Raw genomic sequence first — 15,939 nt, forward strand, 5'->3', positions numbered from 1 at the left:
CTCAGAGCGCCGCGGCCCGAGCTCGACGCAGCTCGTCGGCCTGGCGGGCCCGCCACGTGCGAGCGGTGAGGCCGGTGAGCACGAGCGCCACCCCCGCCCACATCGCCGTCGACGTGGCGAGCGCGCCGACCCGGAAGGAGTAGAGCGTGTTCGCCGGGAAGCTGTCGGGCACCTCGTCGATCGGCGCGAGCACCACGGCCGCCACGCCGATGACCACGAGGTAGATCGCGACGCCGGAGACCACGGCGAGCCACGGTCCGCGCGCCAGGAGAGCCCGCACCAGCAGGACGGCCGCCACCACGGCGAGCAACGACACGGCCACGAAGCCGAAGTAGAGCGCGGTCCGCTCCCCGATCGTGTCGCCCGAGCCGACCGCGGGCGGGTTCGGCGGGTACTTCACCCACGGGACGACGGTGTAGGCGAGGTAGGCCAAGGCCACGACGACACCGGTCGACGCGACGGGGCGCAGCCCGCCGAGCCGCCCGACCGCGAAGGCCGAGGCGATGCCGGCGACGCCACCGGCCACGAGGCCGAACAGGACCGTCGCCGTGAGCAGGCCGGGCCCGGCCTGCTGGCCTCGGGTGATGCCGCCCGCCTCGTCGTCACCGTGCGAGTGCGCCGCGCCTTCCTCCTCGCCGTGCGAGTGCGCCGCGCCTTCCTCGTGGGAGTGCGCGCCGGCCTCGGCCGGGGCGGACGCGGACTCCTCGAGGGCGATCGCGTCGTCGACGGGCGGCTCGCCGACGGCGAACGCGACGACGAAGGCCAGGATGCCGCCGACGAGGCCGGCGACGAGGCCGTGGACCAGGAAGGTGCGGGGGGTCAGGGACGTGGACATGCAGGGTTCCGTTCTCGCGTGGGGGCCGCGCCGGGCGCAGGCAGGGAGGACGGGTCGCGCACCGGGGCTCGGTGCGGCGCCGTCAGACGTCGGGCTGGTCAGCGACAGGGCTGATCAGTGACAGTGCTGATCAGTGGCAGGGGAAGCCGAGCAGGTGGCGTCCGTCGTGGACCCACTCGTGCACGGTGTCGCCCGCGAGCAGGGAGGTCGCTCCCTGCTCGGCACCGACGAAGTACAGCGCCAGGACGGCGAACAGGGCGACGAACAGCGCCCAGGGGGCGAGCTCGCGCACGGAGATGGGCGTGGCCACACCGACGAGGTCGACGGAGCGGGCTGGGGAGAGCTGCGACATGGCAGGCCTTTCCTGAGGGATGAGTGCGTCCCGTGGATGGATGGCTGTCGTCGGCTTGGGTCTGGCTCCGCCCCGTCGTGCTGAGGCGTCACAGTAGCGCTACTGCGCCGGATTCCCACCGGCTTCCGCACCGTCGATCGTTCGTCATCGTAGGGCAGTCGAGGGGTCCTGCGCGAGGGTCTCCCACGATCGATTCCTACGACTGCGTCACGCGGACCTCGGCGTTGGCGGGCAGGGACGGTGCCGTGCCGTCGAGAGCCGCGACCACGTAGGCGATCACGTCGCCGTGGGTCACCACGAGCGTGTCGTCGGCCGGGCCCGACGCCAGGAAGTCCGCGAGGCGCCCGAGCACGTCGTCGAGCGTCTCGTCGTGGCCGCGCTCGACCAGACGCGGGTCCTCCACGACCTCGAGCCCGAGCCGCGCCGCCACCAGGTCGGCACTCTGGCGGGCACGGACCAGGGGCGAGCACACCACGGCGGCGACGTCGGCGTCGACCAGCTGATCGGCGGCAGCGAGCACCTGGCGCCGCCCCAGGTCCGTGAGCGGCGGGTGGGCCGTGCGGCCCTGCTCGCGGCCGGCGACGTTCCAGGTGGACTCTCCGTGGCGCATCCACAGCAGGCGGGTCACCGGCTCACACCACTGGTGCCGGCTCGAGCGGCAGCGCCTCGACCACGCGGCCGACGACCGTGACCGCCGGAGCGCCGATGCCGGCGTCGGCAGCGACGCGCGCGATCGTGGCGACGGTGCCGTCGACCCGACGCTGGCTGGGCAGGCCCGCGTCGGCGACCACCGCGGCCGGCGTGTCGGGGTCGAGGCCACCGCCCACCAGCGCCTCGGCGATGGCGGCGAGGGTGCGCACGCCCATGAGCACGACGATCGTGGTGCCCGTCGACGCGAGCGCCTTCCAGTCGACCGTGGAGTCGGGGTGGTCGGGCGGCACGTGGCCCGAGACCACGGTGAAGCCCTGCGTGAGCCCCCGGTGGGTGACCGGGATGCCCGCGAGGGCCGGGCCGGAGACCGACGACGTGACGCCGGGCAGCACCCGCACCGGCACACCCGCGCGGGCGCAGGCGATCGCCTCCTCGCCGCCGCGGCCGAACACGAACGGGTCGCCTCCCTTCAGCCGGACCACGCGCCGGCCGGCCAGGGCGTGCTCCACGAGCAGCGCGTCGATCGCGTCCTGTCCGGTGGACCGGCCGCCCGGGATCTTCGCGACGTCGACGACCTGTGCGTCGGGCCGCACCGCGTCGAGCGCGGCGAGCGGGACGAGCCGATCGGTCACCACGACGTCGGCCTCGGCCAGGGCGCGCAGGCCACCCACGGTCATGAGGTCGGGGTCGCCCGGCCCGGCGCCGACGAGGACGACGTCACCCGGGGCACCGGCGGGGGTGCCGGGCGACGGGCGGCGATGGGCACCGTCGGCCGGCACCCGCAGCACCACGTCGGCCGCGAGCACGTCGTCGAGCGACAGCTCGCCGCGCCGCCAGGAGACGAGGCCGCGGTGGACGAGGTCCTCGAGCGTGGCCACGAGGTCGGGAGCCACGACCGTGACGGTGTCGCCCTCGGCCAGGGCCGACGACGCTGCCGCTGCGGCGCGCAGGCCGCCGCCGGCCACGAGCACGCGCCGACTCACGACCGCACCTGCGCGAGCGCGGCGAGGAAGCGACGGGTGACGTCAGGGGCGCGCACGGCGACGCGGATCCAGGCGTCGTCGAGTCCCGGGAAGGTGTCGGCGCGCCGCACCGCCCACCCGGCGTCGCGCAGCGCACCGTGGACCCCTGGCCCCACCCGAGCCAGGACGAACGGCGCGGACGACGGCAGGTGGTGGACGCCCAGCTCGTCGAGGCCGTCGGTGAGCACGGCGCGGTGCCGGCCCACGTCGGCGGCACGACGGGTCGCCTCGGCACGGGCGTCGTCGGACGTGCACGCGACGATGGCGGCGGCGGCGTGGGTCGACACCGACCACGGCGGCTGCTGGGCGCGCAGGTCGGCCAGCAGGTCGGGGTCGCCGAGGACGTAGCCCGCGCGCACGCCGGGGATGCTCCAGAGCTTCGTCAGGCTGCGCACGACCAGCACCCCGGGAAGGGGCGAGCCTGCGAACGAGTGCTGCTCCCCGGGCACGGCGTCCATGAACGCCTCGTCGACCACGACCACGCGGCCGGGCCGCGCGAGGGCACGGATCGCCCAGGCGGGGTGCAGCACACCGGTGGGGTTGGTGGGGTTGCCGACGACCACGAGGTCGGCGTCGTCGGGGACGCGGTCGGGCTCGAGCGCGAAGTCGTGGCCGAGCCGCACGTGCTGCGGGTCGTGGCCGGCCTGGCGCAGCGCGACGTCGGGCTCGGTGAACTGCGGGTGCACCACCACGGGGTGCTGCCAGTCGCGGGCGCGGGCCAGCAGCGTGAACGCCTCCGCCGCACCGGCGGTCGCGAGGACCTCGTCGTCGGCGCGCAGGTGACGACGAGCCACGGCCGCCTCGGCCTCGCGGGCGTCGGGGTAGCGGCCGACGTCGTCGAGCGCGGAGCTCAGGGCATGGTCGAGCCACGTCGGACGCGGCCCGTCGTGCACGTTGACCGCGAGGTCGACGAGCCCGTCGGTGGCCTCCGCGTCGCCGTGGTGGCGGAGCGGGTCGGGCGGGGAGACGGCCTCGACACGCGGCCGGCGGTTGTCACCCGCCGCTGGTCGCGTGGCCGCCGAGGCGACGAAGGAGCTCTCGGGGGCGGATCGAGACCGCTCGGGCGCGGCGTGGACCGCCGCGGCGAAGCGCGCCGCCATGCGGGGGTGACCCGCCCAGTGCGTGTGCAGGTACGAGGCGTGGAGCGTCGCGCTCGCGAAGCCGGCCTCGCCGTGGGCGCTCGTCCAGGCGACACCGAGCGCGTCGTCGGCGCCGGCCGACGGCGTGACGTGGGTGCGGTGGAACTCGTGGCCGGTCACGCGGCCGCCGACGGGGGCGAGCAGGTGCTCGACCGGGGCCACCGCCGTGCGGTAGCCGAGGGTCAGGCGCGGTGTCATGGCGGCGTCGGCCGGGAGCGCACCCACCATGGGCGCGCCGTCGAGCGAGCGGCAGAGGTACAGCAGGCCCGCGCACTCGGCCACGGTCGGCACCCCGGCGGCCACGGCGTCCGCGATGGCGTGGCGCAGGGGCTCGTTGGCCGAGATCGTCGCCGCGTGCACCTCGGGGAAGCCGCCACCCAGGTAGAGCCCCGACGTGCCCTCCGGCAGGGACTCGTCGTGCAGGGGGTCGAACACCCGCACGTCGCAGCCGAGGGCGTCGAGCAGCTCGACCGTCTCGGCGTAGCGGAACGTGAACGAGCGGCCGCCGGCCACGGCGACCACCCGCCGCGGCCCGGCGGGCGGAGGGCCGACCTCGGAGGCCGCGTCCCACGCCGCGCCCTGCAGGGTCGGCGCCGACCGGGCGATGCGCACGACCTCCTCCAGGTCGACGGCCTTCGCGACCCGGGTGGCGAGCCGGTCGAGCGCGGCCGCCGCGTCCTCCCGCTCGGCTGCGGGCACCAGGCCCAGGTGGCGCGACGGGGCCACGACGCCGTCGTCGCGGTGCACGATGCCGAGCACCGGCACCCCGGTGCTCTCGAGCGCGCGCACCACCTCGTCGGCGTGCCGCGTGGACCCGACCTTGTTGAGGACGACGCCGGCCACCCGCACCGACGTGTCGAAGGCGACCATGCCCTGGACGAGCGCCGCGATGGAGCGCGACGCCGAGGACACGTCGACCACGAGCACCACCGGGCTGTCGGTCACGCGGGCCACGTGGGCGGTGGAGGCGTAGCCGTCGGTGCCGAGCATGCCGTCGTGCAGACCCATGACGCCCTCGACGACCGCGAGGTCCGCACCGGCGGAACCGTGCAGCAGCAGCGGGACGAGACGCTCCTCCCCCACCAGGTGGGGGTCGAGGTTGCGGCCGGGCAGACCGGTGGCCAGCGCGTGGTAGCCGGGGTCGATGTAGTCCGGTCCCACCTTGTGGCCCGAGACCCGCAGCCCGGTGCGGGCGAGCGCCGCCATGAGGCCCGTGGCGATCGTCGTCTTGCCGTGGCCCGACGCGGGCGCTGCGACGACCAGACGCGGGATGGTCACCACTCGATGCCTCGCTGACCCTTCTGGCCGGCGTCCATGGGGTGCTTGACCTTCGTCATCTCCGTGACGAGGTCGGCCACCTCCAGGAGCCGGGGGGCGGCGTCGCGTCCGGTGATCACCACGTGCTGGCGACCGGGCCGCGACGCGAGGGTGTCGGCGACGTCGTCGACGTCGACCCAGCCCCACTTCATGGGGTAGGTGAACTCGTCGAGCACGTAGAGGTCGTGGGTCTCGGCGGCGAGACGGCGCTTGATCTCGGCCCAGCCCTCGGCGGCCGCGACGGCGTGGTCGTCATCGGTGCCGGACTTGCGCGACCACGACCAGCCCGAGCCCATCTTGTGCCACTCGACGGGCCCGCCGAGGCCCTCGGTCTCGTGCAGGCGGCCCAGGTGCTCGAGCACGGACTGCTCGCCGACGCGCCACTTGGCGGACTTGACGAACTGGAACACGCCGACCTTCCAGCCCTGGTTCCAGGCGCGCATGGCCAGGCCGAACGCGGCGGTGGACTTCCCCTTGCCGGGGCCGGTGTGCACCATGACGAGCGGACGGTTGCGGCGCTGGCGGGTGGTGAGGCCGTCGTCGGGGACGACCAGCGGCTGACCCTGCGGCATCAGGCCACCTCTCTCGCCCCGGCGGGGGTTCCGGGCCCCGGGCGGACAGATCGAACAGCGTTGGTGAGCGCCTCCGCGCTGACCTCGCCCAGCGGCAGGTGCTGAGCACCCAGACGGTCGGCCAGCACGGCGGCGAGCCCCAGCCGGAACCCGCCGGTCTCGCAGTCGACGACCACCGACGCCACGCCGGAGCGGTGGAGGTGGTCGGCCGCCCGGTGGGCGCGGGCCAGGGCGTCCGGGCCCGACGTGGCACGACCGTCGGTGACGACCACGAGCAGCGGCCGGCGCAGCGGGTCGCGGATGCGCTCGAGACGCAGAGCGTCTGCGGCAGCGGCGAGGCCCTCGGCCAGCGGGGTGCGGCCGCCCGCCGGCAGCTCCTCGAGCCGGCGCGCGGCGACGTCGACCGACGACGTGGGTGGCAGGTCGAGCGTGGCGTCGGCGCCGCGGAAGGTGACGAGTCCGACCTTGTCGCGGCGCTGGTAGGCGTCGAGCAGCAGCGAGAGCACGGCGGTCTTGACCTGCTCCATGCGGCGGCGCGCGGCCATGGAGCCCGAGGCGTCGACGCAGAGCAGCACCAGGTTGGACTCGCGCCCCTCGCGCACGGCGACGCGCAGGTCGGCGGGTCGCAGCAGCACGCGGCCACCCTCGCCGCGTCCGCGGGCGTGCTGGTGCGGCGCGGCCGCGCGGACCGTCTCGACGAGGTGCAGCGAGCCGCTGCGGCCGGCCGGGGTGCGCGCGCCGATGCGCCGGCCGTCGTCGGTCACCGCGCGCGAACGACGACCCGAGACGCCGGCACCCACGCCGTCGACCTGCAGCAAGCGGGCCCGCACCGGCTGCCCGGCGCCGACCGTGGACTCCGCGGCCTGGCCGGAGCCCTCGCCGGCGTCGCCGCCGGACGGGGCGGGCGCCTCGCCGGGCGCGGGCGCGTCGGCCGAGGTGTCGCTGCCGCCGCCGGGGCCACCGCCGTCGGGTCCCCCGTCGTCAGGGCCCTCGTCGTCAGGACCGTCGGAGCCCCCGTCGTCGGGGCCGCCCGCGGGCGGCTCGTCCGGGCCGAGCAGGTCGTCGAGCTCGGACTCGTCGAGCCCGGTCTCGTCGAAGGGGTTGCGCCGACGTCGGTGCGGCAGCGCCAGGCGGGCTGCCGCGCGCACGTCGTCGCGGGTGATGGTGGTGCGACCGTGCCACGCCGCGTGGGCGGCAGCGGTACGGGCGGTCACGATGTCAGCACGCAGGCCGTCGACCCCGAACGCCGAGCACAGCTCCGCGATGGCGACCAGGGTCGCGTCGTCGAGCGGCACCTGGGTCACGAGGTCCTGGGCGGCACTGATCCTGGCGGTGAGCGCGGCCTCGGCGTCGGCGAAGCGCGCCGCGAAGCCGGTCGGGTCGGCGTCGAAGGCCAGCCGGCGACGCACGACCTCGGCGCGGGTGGCCGGGTCGCGCGGCGCGGCCACCTCCACGGCGAGGCCGAAGCGGTCCAGCAGCTGGGGCCGCAGCTCGCCCTCCTCGGGGTTCATCGTGCCGATGAGGACGAACCGGGCGGCGTGCTCCACGGACACGCCGTCGCGCTCCACCGTGGAGCGGCCCATCGCGGCCGCGTCGAGCAGGAGGTCGACCAGGTGGTCGTGCAGCAGGTTGACCTCGTCGACGTAGAGCACGCCGCGGTGCGCGCGAGCCAGCAGGCCGGGCTCGTAGCGGGTGACGCCACTGCCGAGGGCCTGCTCGAGGTCGAGGGAGCCGAGCACGCGGTCCTCGGTGGCGCCGACGGGCAGCTCGACGAGCCGCACGGGCCGGGACTCGACCGGTGCGTCCGGCCCGAACGGACCGTCGGGCGACAGGGCGGAGTCGGCAGGATCGCTGGAGAACCGGTCGCCCGCGACCACCTCGATCGGCGGCAGCACGGCCGCGAGGGCACGCACGAGGGTCGACTTGGCCGTGCCCTTCTCCCCTCGTACGAGCACGCCGCCGATGGCGGGCGAGATCGTCGTGAGGACGAGGGCGAGGGCCATGTCGTCGAGCTGGTCGGGCTCGGCTCCGACGACGGCCGTGAAGGGGTAGTGCTGTGGCATGAGGGCTCCCGCTCGATCGCCATGGCTGGTTGAGCGCGAGGCCGGTCTTCGGACTTCCACCCTCAGGTGGTCACCGCAGCGGACCCTGTGCCGGACTTGCACCGGCTTCCCGATTCTCCCCAGGTTCTGGGGCACCTCGCGTCATGTGAAGTTTGGTCGGGCGCCAGGCTACCGGGGCGTCGCCGTGGCGCGGCAACCCACTAGCCTCGCGAGACATGACCTCCGCTCGCTCCCCCCTCCTCGTCGTCGGGATCGGTGCCGATGGCTGGCCCGGGCTCGATGCCGCCCGCCGGGCCGTGGTCGAGTCGGCCGACGTCCTCCTGGGGGGCGAGCGGCACCTGGCGATGGTCCCCGTGGACGTGCCGGCCGAGCGCGTGCCGTGGCCTTCGCCCCTGCGCGACGGGCTTCCGGACCTGGTCTCCGGGTTCGAGGGGCGGCGCGTGGTCGCGCTCGCGTCGGGCGACCCGCTGGTCTCCGGCATCGGCACCACGCTCGTCGGCCTGCTCGGTGCCGACGCCGTCGAGGTGCTGCCGGGCGTCTCGTCCGTCGCCCTGGCGCGGGCACGGATGCGCTGGTCCGCGGAGTCGTCGGACGTCGTGACCGTGGTGGGCCGCGACGTGCACCGACTCGTGACCGCCTTCGCCCCGGGGGCCCGTCTGCTGGTGCTGTGCTCGGACGCGTCGACGCCCGCGGCCGTGGCCGCGCTGCTCGCGTCGCACGGCTACGGCACGAGCACGCTGACCGCACTCACCGACCTGGGTGCGAAGACCGAGTCCCGCACCGAGGGTGTCGCGACCACCTGGACGGACGACGTCGGCGCGCTGACCGTGCTGGCCGTCGAGGTCCGCGACGCGGGTGCGCGTGCGCTGCCGCTCGTGCCCGGCCTGCCCGACGACGCCTTCGAGCACGACGGCCAGGTCACCAAGCGCGACGTGCGGGCCAGCGCCCTCGCGCGCCTGGCCCCGACGCCCGGCGCCCTGCTGTGGGACGTCGGCGCGGGCGCCGGGTCGGTGTCAGTGGAGTGGGCGCGCACCCACCCGAGGTGCCGGGCCGTCGCCGTCGAGCGGGACGCCGAGCGTGCCGAGCGGATCGTCCGAAACACCCGCACCCTCGGCGTGCCCGAGGTGCAGGTGGTCACGGGCGCGGCGCCCGATGCGCTCGCCGACCTGGACACCCCCGACGCGGTGTTCGTCGGTGGCGGTGCGACGGGCCGCGGCGTGCTCGACGCCTGCTGGGGGGCGCTGCGCCCGGGTGGACGCCTGGTGGTGCACGGCGTCACGCTCGAGACCGAGCAGCTGCTCGTCGCGTGGCACACCGAGCACGGCGGCGAGCTGGTGCGGCTGCTCGTCGAGACGGCCGCACCCCTCGGGTCGTTCACGTCGTGGACCCCGGCCCGTGCGGTGACGCAGTGGTCGGTCGTGAAGGAAGGACGCGCATGACCGTGCACGTGGTGGGCGCCGGACCCGGTGCCGCGGACCTCCTGACGGTGCGGGCCGTCCGGCTCCTCGAGCACGCCGACGTCGTGCTGTACGCCGGCACCTACGTCGACGCCGTGCTCGAGCACTGCCGACCCGACGCACGCCTCGTCGACACCCAGGACCTCGACCTCGACGCGATCACGGCCACGTGCGTCGACGGGCACGCGGCGGGACTCGAGGTGGTGCGGCTGTCGTCGGGCGACCCGTCGGTGTACTCGGCGCTGCACGAGCTGACGCGTCGGCTCGACGCCGCCGGCGTGCCGTGGGACGTCACCCCTGGAGTACCCGCCTACGCCGCGGCCGCGGCCCGCTTGGGGGTCGAGCTGACCGTGCCCGAGGTGGTGCAGTCGGTGGTTCTCACCCGCACCCAGGCGCGCTCCACCGCGATGCCGTCGAGCGAGGAGCTGGAGACCTTCGCGGCGACGGGTGCCACGTTGTGCCTGCACCTGGCCATCACCCGCACCCGTGACCTGGCCGACCGGCTCGCGGCCGTGCTCGGTGCCGAGACGCCCGTGGCGGTCGTCGCGAACGCGTCGCAGGACGCCGAGGTGGTGCTGCGCGGCACCCTCGCCGACGTGGCGGACCAGGTGGAGGCCGCGGGCCTGCGCCAGGCCGCCGTCATCCTCGTCGGGCCGGCGGTCTCGCGACCGGAGGGCGCTGAGTCCTACCTCTACTCCCCCACCCGCGACCGGTCCACCAAGCGCGGCTAGTCACTCCGTTTCGGACAGTGGGGACTAGGCGGGAACCTCGTCGAGCAGACGGGTCAGCACGTCGGCGAGGGTCACCACACCGACACCCCGCGCCGTGCGGACCACCGCGAGATGCTGGCTGGTGTCCCGCATCGCGGTCAACGCCTCGTGCACCGGGGTGGCTGCGTCGAGGAAGAACGGATCGCGCACCAGGTCGGCCACGCCCTCGTCACGGTCGCGCACGAGCGTCTCGCGCACGTGCACCACCCCGTGCACCTCGTCTCCGTCGACCACGAGGATCCGCAGGTGCCCGCTGCGCTCGGCCGCGGCCTGCACGTCGGCCACGGTGACCCCCGGAGCCACTGACGTCGGCCCGGCCCCGGGTCGCAGCAGGTCGCCGACGGTGAGGTCGCGCAGCGCGAGCACCCGCGACAGCGACCTGGAGTACCCGGCCTCGAGCGCCCCGGCCTCGGCAGAGTGCTTCACGAGGTGACGCAGGTCGTCGGGGTCGGAGCCGGCGGCCACGGTGTCGACCGGATCGACGCCGACGATCACCAGGCACCGGTTCGCCGCGTTGTTGAGCAACGTGAGCACCGGACGCGTGAACCACATGAAGGCGCGCATCGGGATGGCGAGCAGGGTGGCGGAGCGCTCGGGGTGGGCGATCGCCCACGACTTCGGCATCATCTCGCCGACCACGAGGTGCAGGAACGTCATGACGACGAGCGCGAGCACGAAGCCCGTGGCGTCGGCCACCCAGTACGGCATGCCCCAGTCCTCGAAGACGGGCGTGAGGGCGTAGTGCACCGCGGGCTTGGCGGTGGCGCCGAGCGCGAGAACGCAGAGCGTGATGCCCAGCTGGGAACCAGCCAGCAGCACGGTGAGCTCCGACGACGAGCGCAGGGCGGCGCGCGCGGCCCGGCTGTGGGGTGCAGCGTCCTCGAGGCGGTGTCGCTTGGCCGCGAGCAGCGCGAACTCGACGGCGACGAAGAAGGCGCTCGCCGCGATGATGAGGACGGTGACCGCGAGGACCACCCAGGGGTTGCTCATCACTTCACCTCTCCGTCGTGCGTGGACTCGTCGCGGGAGGGCTCGGGCTCGTAGGGCCTGACCACCCAGCTCACCCGCACCGACGACGGCACGTAGTGCTCGACCTCGAGCACCTCGAGCCGCAGGCGTGGAGCGTCGGGCTGGTCGTCGAGCACGAGCGTGGCGGCGTCGGGCGGCAGGTCGACCTCGATGCTCGCGCCCACCTCGGGCAGGGCCCCGGCCTCCGCGATGACGAGGCCCGCCAGGGTCTCGACATCGTCGAGCTCGGGCAGGTCGTGCTCGAGCACGCGCTCCACCTCGTCGAGATGCGCGTCGCCGGAGAACAGCCACGCGTCGTCGCCCTGGGGCACGGCGAGGGGACGTTCGTCGTCGTGCTCGTCGGTGATCTCGCCGACCAGCTCCTCGGCCAGGTCCTCGAGGGTGAGGACCCCGGCCAGGCCACCGTGCTCGTCGATGACGCACGCCAGCTGCGACCGCGTCTCCTCCAACGTCCGGCGGGCGGCCGGCAGCAGCATGATGTCGGGCACCACGACGGCGTCCCGGGCGAGGTCGGCGGCGGTGCTGCTGGTCGGGCCGCTCGTGGCGGTCATGACGTCGATGAGGTGCACCACGCCGACGAGGCGCTCGTCGTCGTCGAGCACCGGGTAACGCGAGTGGCCGGTGGCCATCTCTTCGCGCAGGCGCGCGACCGTGTCGTCGGAGCGCACGACGTCGACACGGCTGCGCGGGATCATCGCGTGCTCGACGTCGCGCCGCGGGAAGTCGATCGCCCGGTCGAGCAGGAACGACAGGTCACGCGGCAGGTCGCCGCTGTCGCGCGACTCGGCCACGATGTGCTCGAGGTCGCGGGCGGTGGCGGTGCTGTCGACGTCGTGGACGGGCTCGATGCGCAGCGCGCGCAGCAGCACGTTGGCCGACTGGTCGAAGAACCAGATGAGCCAGCCGAAGAGCTTGAGGTACAGGGTGGTGGAGACGGCGAGCCAGCGGGCCACGGGCTCCGGGCGGGCGATGGCCAGGTTCTTCGGGAACAGCTCGCCGAAGATCATCTGCACGAAGGTGGCGAACACGAGCGCGAGCACCGTGCCGATGCCGATGCCGACGGCGGTCGGGACGCCGACCCCGCCGAGGATGTCCCCGAACGCCCGTCCGATGAGTGGTTCGGCGACGTAGCCCACGAGCAGTCCCGTGATCGTGATGCCCAGCTGGGCGCCGGACAGCATGAACGACGTCCGGTCGGTGACCGCGAGGGCACGTTGCGCGCCCTTGTCGCCCTGCGCCGCGCGGGCGTTGAGCCGCGACCGGTCGACGGTCATGTACGCGAACTCCTGGGCGACGAAGTAGCCCGTCGCGGCGGTGATGGCGAGCACCACCAGGAGGCCGAGGAGGAGGGAGAGGACCGTGATCACCGCACGCACCCTTCCGGGTCACGGGTGGTCACGGTCTGGGGACTTCGACTGGGGTCCATGGCTCTCTCGTCGAGGGTGGGGAACGTCAGGTCAACGTGCCACGGGTACGGAGAGTTCCACGCCGTTCATCGTCGGCCGTGGAGTCCCACCCTCTGCTCCCCCACCCGCGACCGGTCCACCAAGCGCCGCTAGGCCGTCCGTTGTGGACAGTTCCGGGGCACTGGAGACGTCCCGAGTGCCCCGGAAGTGTCCGAAACGTGGGGATCAGGCGGTCAGGGCTCGACGGAGCGGGGGGTCCAGACGGCGCCGGTGGGGCTGACGCGGGTGGTCGAGGAGCCGACGACCAGCAGGCACTTCATGTCGATCGACTCCGGGTCCAGCTCGTGCAGGGTGGTCACGACGAGGGACTCCTCGGCGCGGCCGACGTCGCGGCCCACGACCACCACGGTGCCGGGATCGCGGTGCTCGAGCAGGATGCGCCGCATGTCCGCGACCTGGGTGGTGCGCGAGCGGGACCGCGGGTTGTAGACGGCCAGCACGAGGTCGGCGTCGGCCACGGCGCGCAGCCGCCTCTCGACGACCGACCACGGCTTCAGCCGGTCCGACAGGCTCATGACCGCGAAGTCACCGCCGATCGGTGCCCCCGCCCGCGCCGCCACGGCCTGGACGGCGGAGACGCCCGGCACCACCCGGACCACGACGTCGTGCAGGTCCGAGCGCGCCTCCTGCGCCTCCAGCACCGCGGTGGCCATGCCGAACACGCCCGCGTCGCCGCCCGACACGACGGCCACCCGCTCACCCGCCCGAGCGAGCTCCAGCGCGTGGGTGGCGCGGTCGATCTCGACCGTGTTCCCCGACGCGTGCCGGACGAGCCCGACCCGCTGCGGCACCCTCGCCACGTACGGCGCGTAGCCCACCACGTGCCCCACGCGCGACAGCTCGTCGGACGCCTCGGGCGTGAGCCAGCCGTCGGGCCCGGGTCCCAGCCCGACCACGACGACCTCTCCCTGAGCGGCCTCGGCCGCACCCGCGGACGGCTCCGGGGCGTCGTAGCGCCGGCCGTGGCCGTCGCCCGGGACCACGACGAGCGAGAAGTACGGCACCGACGACGGGTCGACGTCGGCGACGGGCATCCACCGCTGCTCGGGCATGGAGGCGCGCTCGACGTAGAGCGCCGCGTCGAGCCGTCCGGCCTGCTCCAGCGCGGAGCGGACGGCCGGGAACGTGCGGCCGAGCTTCATGATGATCGCGCCGTCGGTGTCGGCGAGCCGTCGGGCCAGCTCGGCCTCCGGGAGCGTCCCGGGCAGCACGGTCAGCACGTCGGTCTGGCGCACCAACGGGGTGGCGGCCAGCGCCGTGGCGGCGGCGAACGCCGGGACCCCGGCCACCACCTCCGTCTCGAAGTCGCCGGACAGCCGGTCGTGCAGGTACATGAACGAGCCGTAGAACATCGGGTCGCCCTCGGCGAGCACCACGACGTCGCGGCCCGCAGCCAGGTGGGCACGCAGGCGCTCGGCGCACTCCTCGTAGAAGTCGGCCATCGCGCCCGCGTAGCCACCGGGGTGCTGCACCTCTCCCGTGGTGACCGGGTACTGCAGCACCTCCTCGGTGACGCCCTCGGGCACCAGGTCGTCGACGATCCGCCGCGCGTTCGAGCGCTTGCCGACGCCCTGGTGGTAGGCGACGACGTCCGCGTCGCGGATGAGCCGAGCGGTCTTGAGCGTCACCAGCTCCGGGTCGCCGGGACCGACCCCGACGCCGAACAGTCGTCCAGACATGGGCTACTCCTCCTCCTGCGCCAGCGCGTTGAGGGCCGACGCCGCCATGGCCGAGCCACCCCGACGCCCGCGCACGGTCACGAACGGCACGTCGATGCCGTGGGTGTCGGCGAACGACGCGAGCGCGTCCTTCGACTCGGCAGCACCGATGAAGCCCACTGGCACCCCCACGACGGCCGCCGGTCTGGGCGCACCGTCGGCCAGCAGCTCCAGCAGGTGGAACAGGGCCGTGGGCGCGTTGCCGATCGCCACGACCGCACCGTCGAGCCGGTCGCCCCACAACGAGAGCGCGGCCGCCGACCGGGTGGTCCCCCACTCCCGCGCCAGGTCCGGCACCCGCTCGTCGCGCAGCAGGCACAGCACGTCGTTGTCCTGCGGGAGCCGCGCCCGGGTGACTCCGGAGGCCACCATCGTCGCGTCGCACAGGATCGGTGCGCCCGACCGCAGCGCCGCTCGCGCCGACGACACCAGCCGCGGGTGGACCACGAGGTCGTCGACCAGGTCCGTCTGCCCGGTGCCGTGGATCATCCGCACCGCCACCTTCTCGGCGTCGGCGGGGATGCGCGACAGGTCGGTCTCCCGCCGGATCGTCGCGAAGGAGTCGACGTAGATGGCAGCGCCGCTGCCCTCGTAGTCGAAGCGTCGGGTGGGGGCTCTCATGCGGTCTCCGGAGGTCGTGCGGGCAGATCGGGCAGGACGACGCTGCGCCACGGCGTGACCACCAGCTCGGCGCCGGCGCGGGCGAGCAGCGCGTCGACGTCGGGACGGCGCAGCACGCCGCCGGGCACGGTGACGTGCTCGTAGGCGAGCCCGTCGTCCTGGCGGCCGACGCCCTCGGGCAGGGGCAGGGCGCGCACCTGGGTGCGCAGGTCGCGGGCGTGCAGGTCGCCCATGACCGCGGCGCCGTGCTCCGGCAGGTCGTCGACGTGCCAGGTGCCGACGTCCGGACGGACCCGCCGGAACCGGTGGGCCAGTGCCATGAGCACGTCCGGCAGGACGTCGAGCGGCACGACCTCGCCCCAGTGCCGACCGGCCCGGACCTGCGCGTGGCCTGCGTCGACCGCCACGGCTCCGAGGTCGAGGGTCCGGTCGACGAGGTCGCCGCGGCCGTCGTCGAGGACGACGAGGAACCGCGCGGACAGCTCGGCCAGGGCGTCGTCACCGCGCAGCAGCGCGTCGTACCGCTCGGCGACGGGGCGAAGGTCGGCGAGCCCGCCGCTGCGTCCCGACAGCGGGGACACCATGACGTTGCGCACCAGCTCGTGGGTGCGGCTCGGCAGGAGGCCGGTGGACTCGAGTTCGGCCACCACGACCGGGGGGACGAGACCGTCGGGGGCAGCCAGCCCACGGACCTGCAGGTTCGCCCGCCGGGTCAGCGCGACCGTCCCGTCGCCGTGCCGCTCGGCCACGTCGACGAGCCGCGCGAGCGCACGCGACGGCAGCCGCCCGCCGACCAGCCTGAGCCGCACGAGCGCGCCGTCGTCGGCGATCCAGGGACGCAGCACACCGGGGCATCGGTCGGCGCGGTCGCGAGCGCTGCCGTCAGGGCCGGGGCTCATGGCTCCGTCCTCGTTCGACGATGGCGGG

General features: G+C 74.6%; 14 protein-coding genes and 2 riboswitches. Of the genes, 2 read left to right on the plus strand and 12 right to left on the minus strand.

Translation table 11 applies throughout. The features are described 5' to 3' along the window. Position 1: 1 nt before the first annotated feature. The 7 genes from NBW76_RS00085 to NBW76_RS00115 all read right to left on the minus strand — a co-directional run bounded on the left by NBW76_RS00085 (position 2) and on the right by NBW76_RS00115 (position 7,951). A complete protein-coding gene (locus NBW76_RS00085; RefSeq protein WP_056551805.1) occupies positions 2–835 on the minus strand; it encodes a CbtA family protein in 834 nt (277 codons plus the stop codon). A 130-nt stretch (positions 836–965) separates the two neighbouring features. Further along, positions 966–1,187, minus strand: a complete 222-nt coding sequence (locus NBW76_RS00090) for a CbtB-domain containing protein (protein WP_055961027.1) — start codon at positions 1,185–1,187, stop codon at positions 966–968. A 59-nt stretch (positions 1,188–1,246) separates the two neighbouring features. Further along, a riboswitch (cobalamin riboswitch) is annotated at positions 1,247–1,314 on the minus strand. A 69-nt stretch (positions 1,315–1,383) separates the two neighbouring features. Continuing rightward, complete coding sequence (locus NBW76_RS00095; RefSeq protein ID WP_056551809.1) at positions 1,384–1,815, minus strand: histidine phosphatase family protein; 432 nt, start codon at positions 1,813–1,815, stop codon at positions 1,384–1,386. 4 nt (positions 1,816–1,819) lie between these two features. After that, a complete protein-coding gene (cobA, locus tag NBW76_RS00100) occupies positions 1,820–2,821 on the minus strand; it encodes a uroporphyrinogen-III C-methyltransferase (RefSeq protein ID WP_055961033.1) in 1,002 nt (333 codons plus the stop codon). Next, positions 2,818–5,277: a cobyrinate a,c-diamide synthase gene (locus NBW76_RS00105; RefSeq protein ID WP_056552103.1), complete on the minus strand. Its 2,460-nt coding sequence runs from the start codon at positions 5,275–5,277 to the stop codon at positions 2,818–2,820. Before NBW76_RS00105 ends, cobA begins: the two co-directional genes overlap by 4 nt. Then, a complete protein-coding gene (cobO, locus tag NBW76_RS00110) occupies positions 5,274–5,888 on the minus strand; it encodes a cob(I)yrinic acid a,c-diamide adenosyltransferase (RefSeq protein ID WP_055961035.1) in 615 nt (204 codons plus the stop codon). Before cobO ends, NBW76_RS00105 begins: the two co-directional genes overlap by 4 nt. Then, positions 5,888–7,951 (minus strand): VWA domain-containing protein, encoded by a 2,064-nt coding sequence (locus tag NBW76_RS00115; RefSeq protein ID WP_056551812.1) that lies wholly within the window; start codon positions 7,949–7,951, stop codon positions 5,888–5,890. Before NBW76_RS00115 ends, cobO begins: the two co-directional genes overlap by 1 nt. A gap of 21 nt (positions 7,952–7,972) precedes the next feature. Continuing rightward, positions 7,973–8,105, minus strand: a riboswitch (cobalamin riboswitch). A gap of 61 nt (positions 8,106–8,166) precedes the next feature. Between NBW76_RS00115 and cbiE the strand changes: the two genes are divergently transcribed. Both cbiE and NBW76_RS00125 read left to right on the plus strand, forming a co-directional pair. Beyond that, the gene (cbiE, locus tag NBW76_RS00120; protein ID WP_056551814.1) at positions 8,167–9,390 is read left to right on the plus strand and encodes a precorrin-6y C5,15-methyltransferase (decarboxylating) subunit CbiE; all 1,224 of its coding nucleotides are present in this window, start codon (positions 8,167–8,169) and stop codon (positions 9,388–9,390) included. Next, entirely contained in the window at positions 9,387–10,139 is a 753-nt protein-coding gene (locus NBW76_RS00125; RefSeq protein WP_055961043.1) for a cobalt-precorrin-4/precorrin-4 C(11)-methyltransferase, read from the plus strand. Before cbiE ends, NBW76_RS00125 begins: the two co-directional genes overlap by 4 nt. A gap of 24 nt (positions 10,140–10,163) precedes the next feature. Here NBW76_RS00125 and NBW76_RS00130 read toward each other — a convergent pair whose 3' ends face one another. The 5 genes from NBW76_RS00130 to NBW76_RS00150 all read right to left on the minus strand — a co-directional run bounded on the left by NBW76_RS00130 (position 10,164) and on the right by NBW76_RS00150 (position 15,911). Continuing rightward, on the minus strand, positions 10,164–11,168 hold the full coding sequence (locus NBW76_RS00130; protein ID WP_055961047.1) for a hemolysin family protein: 1,005 nt from the start codon (positions 11,166–11,168) through the stop codon (positions 10,164–10,166). Then, positions 11,168–12,574: a hemolysin family protein gene (locus NBW76_RS00135; protein ID WP_055965960.1), complete on the minus strand. Its 1,407-nt coding sequence runs from the start codon at positions 12,572–12,574 to the stop codon at positions 11,168–11,170. Before NBW76_RS00135 ends, NBW76_RS00130 begins: the two co-directional genes overlap by 1 nt. 272 nt (positions 12,575–12,846) lie before the next feature. Next, a complete protein-coding gene (locus NBW76_RS00140; protein ID WP_056551817.1) occupies positions 12,847–14,352 on the minus strand; it encodes a precorrin-2 C(20)-methyltransferase in 1,506 nt (501 codons plus the stop codon). Between the two features lie 3 nt (positions 14,353–14,355). Next, positions 14,356–15,012 (minus strand): precorrin-8X methylmutase, encoded by a 657-nt coding sequence (locus NBW76_RS00145; protein ID WP_055961054.1) that lies wholly within the window; start codon positions 15,010–15,012, stop codon positions 14,356–14,358. Beyond that, positions 15,009–15,911, minus strand: a complete 903-nt coding sequence (locus tag NBW76_RS00150) for a hypothetical protein (RefSeq protein ID WP_056551819.1) — start codon at positions 15,909–15,911, stop codon at positions 15,009–15,011. Before NBW76_RS00150 ends, NBW76_RS00145 begins: the two co-directional genes overlap by 4 nt. Between the last annotated feature and the right edge of the window lie 28 nt (positions 15,912–15,939).

The sequence above is a fragment of the Aeromicrobium sp. Leaf245 genome, from assembly GCF_942548115.1.
GTDB lineage: Bacteria > Actinomycetota > Actinomycetes > Propionibacteriales > Nocardioidaceae > Aeromicrobium.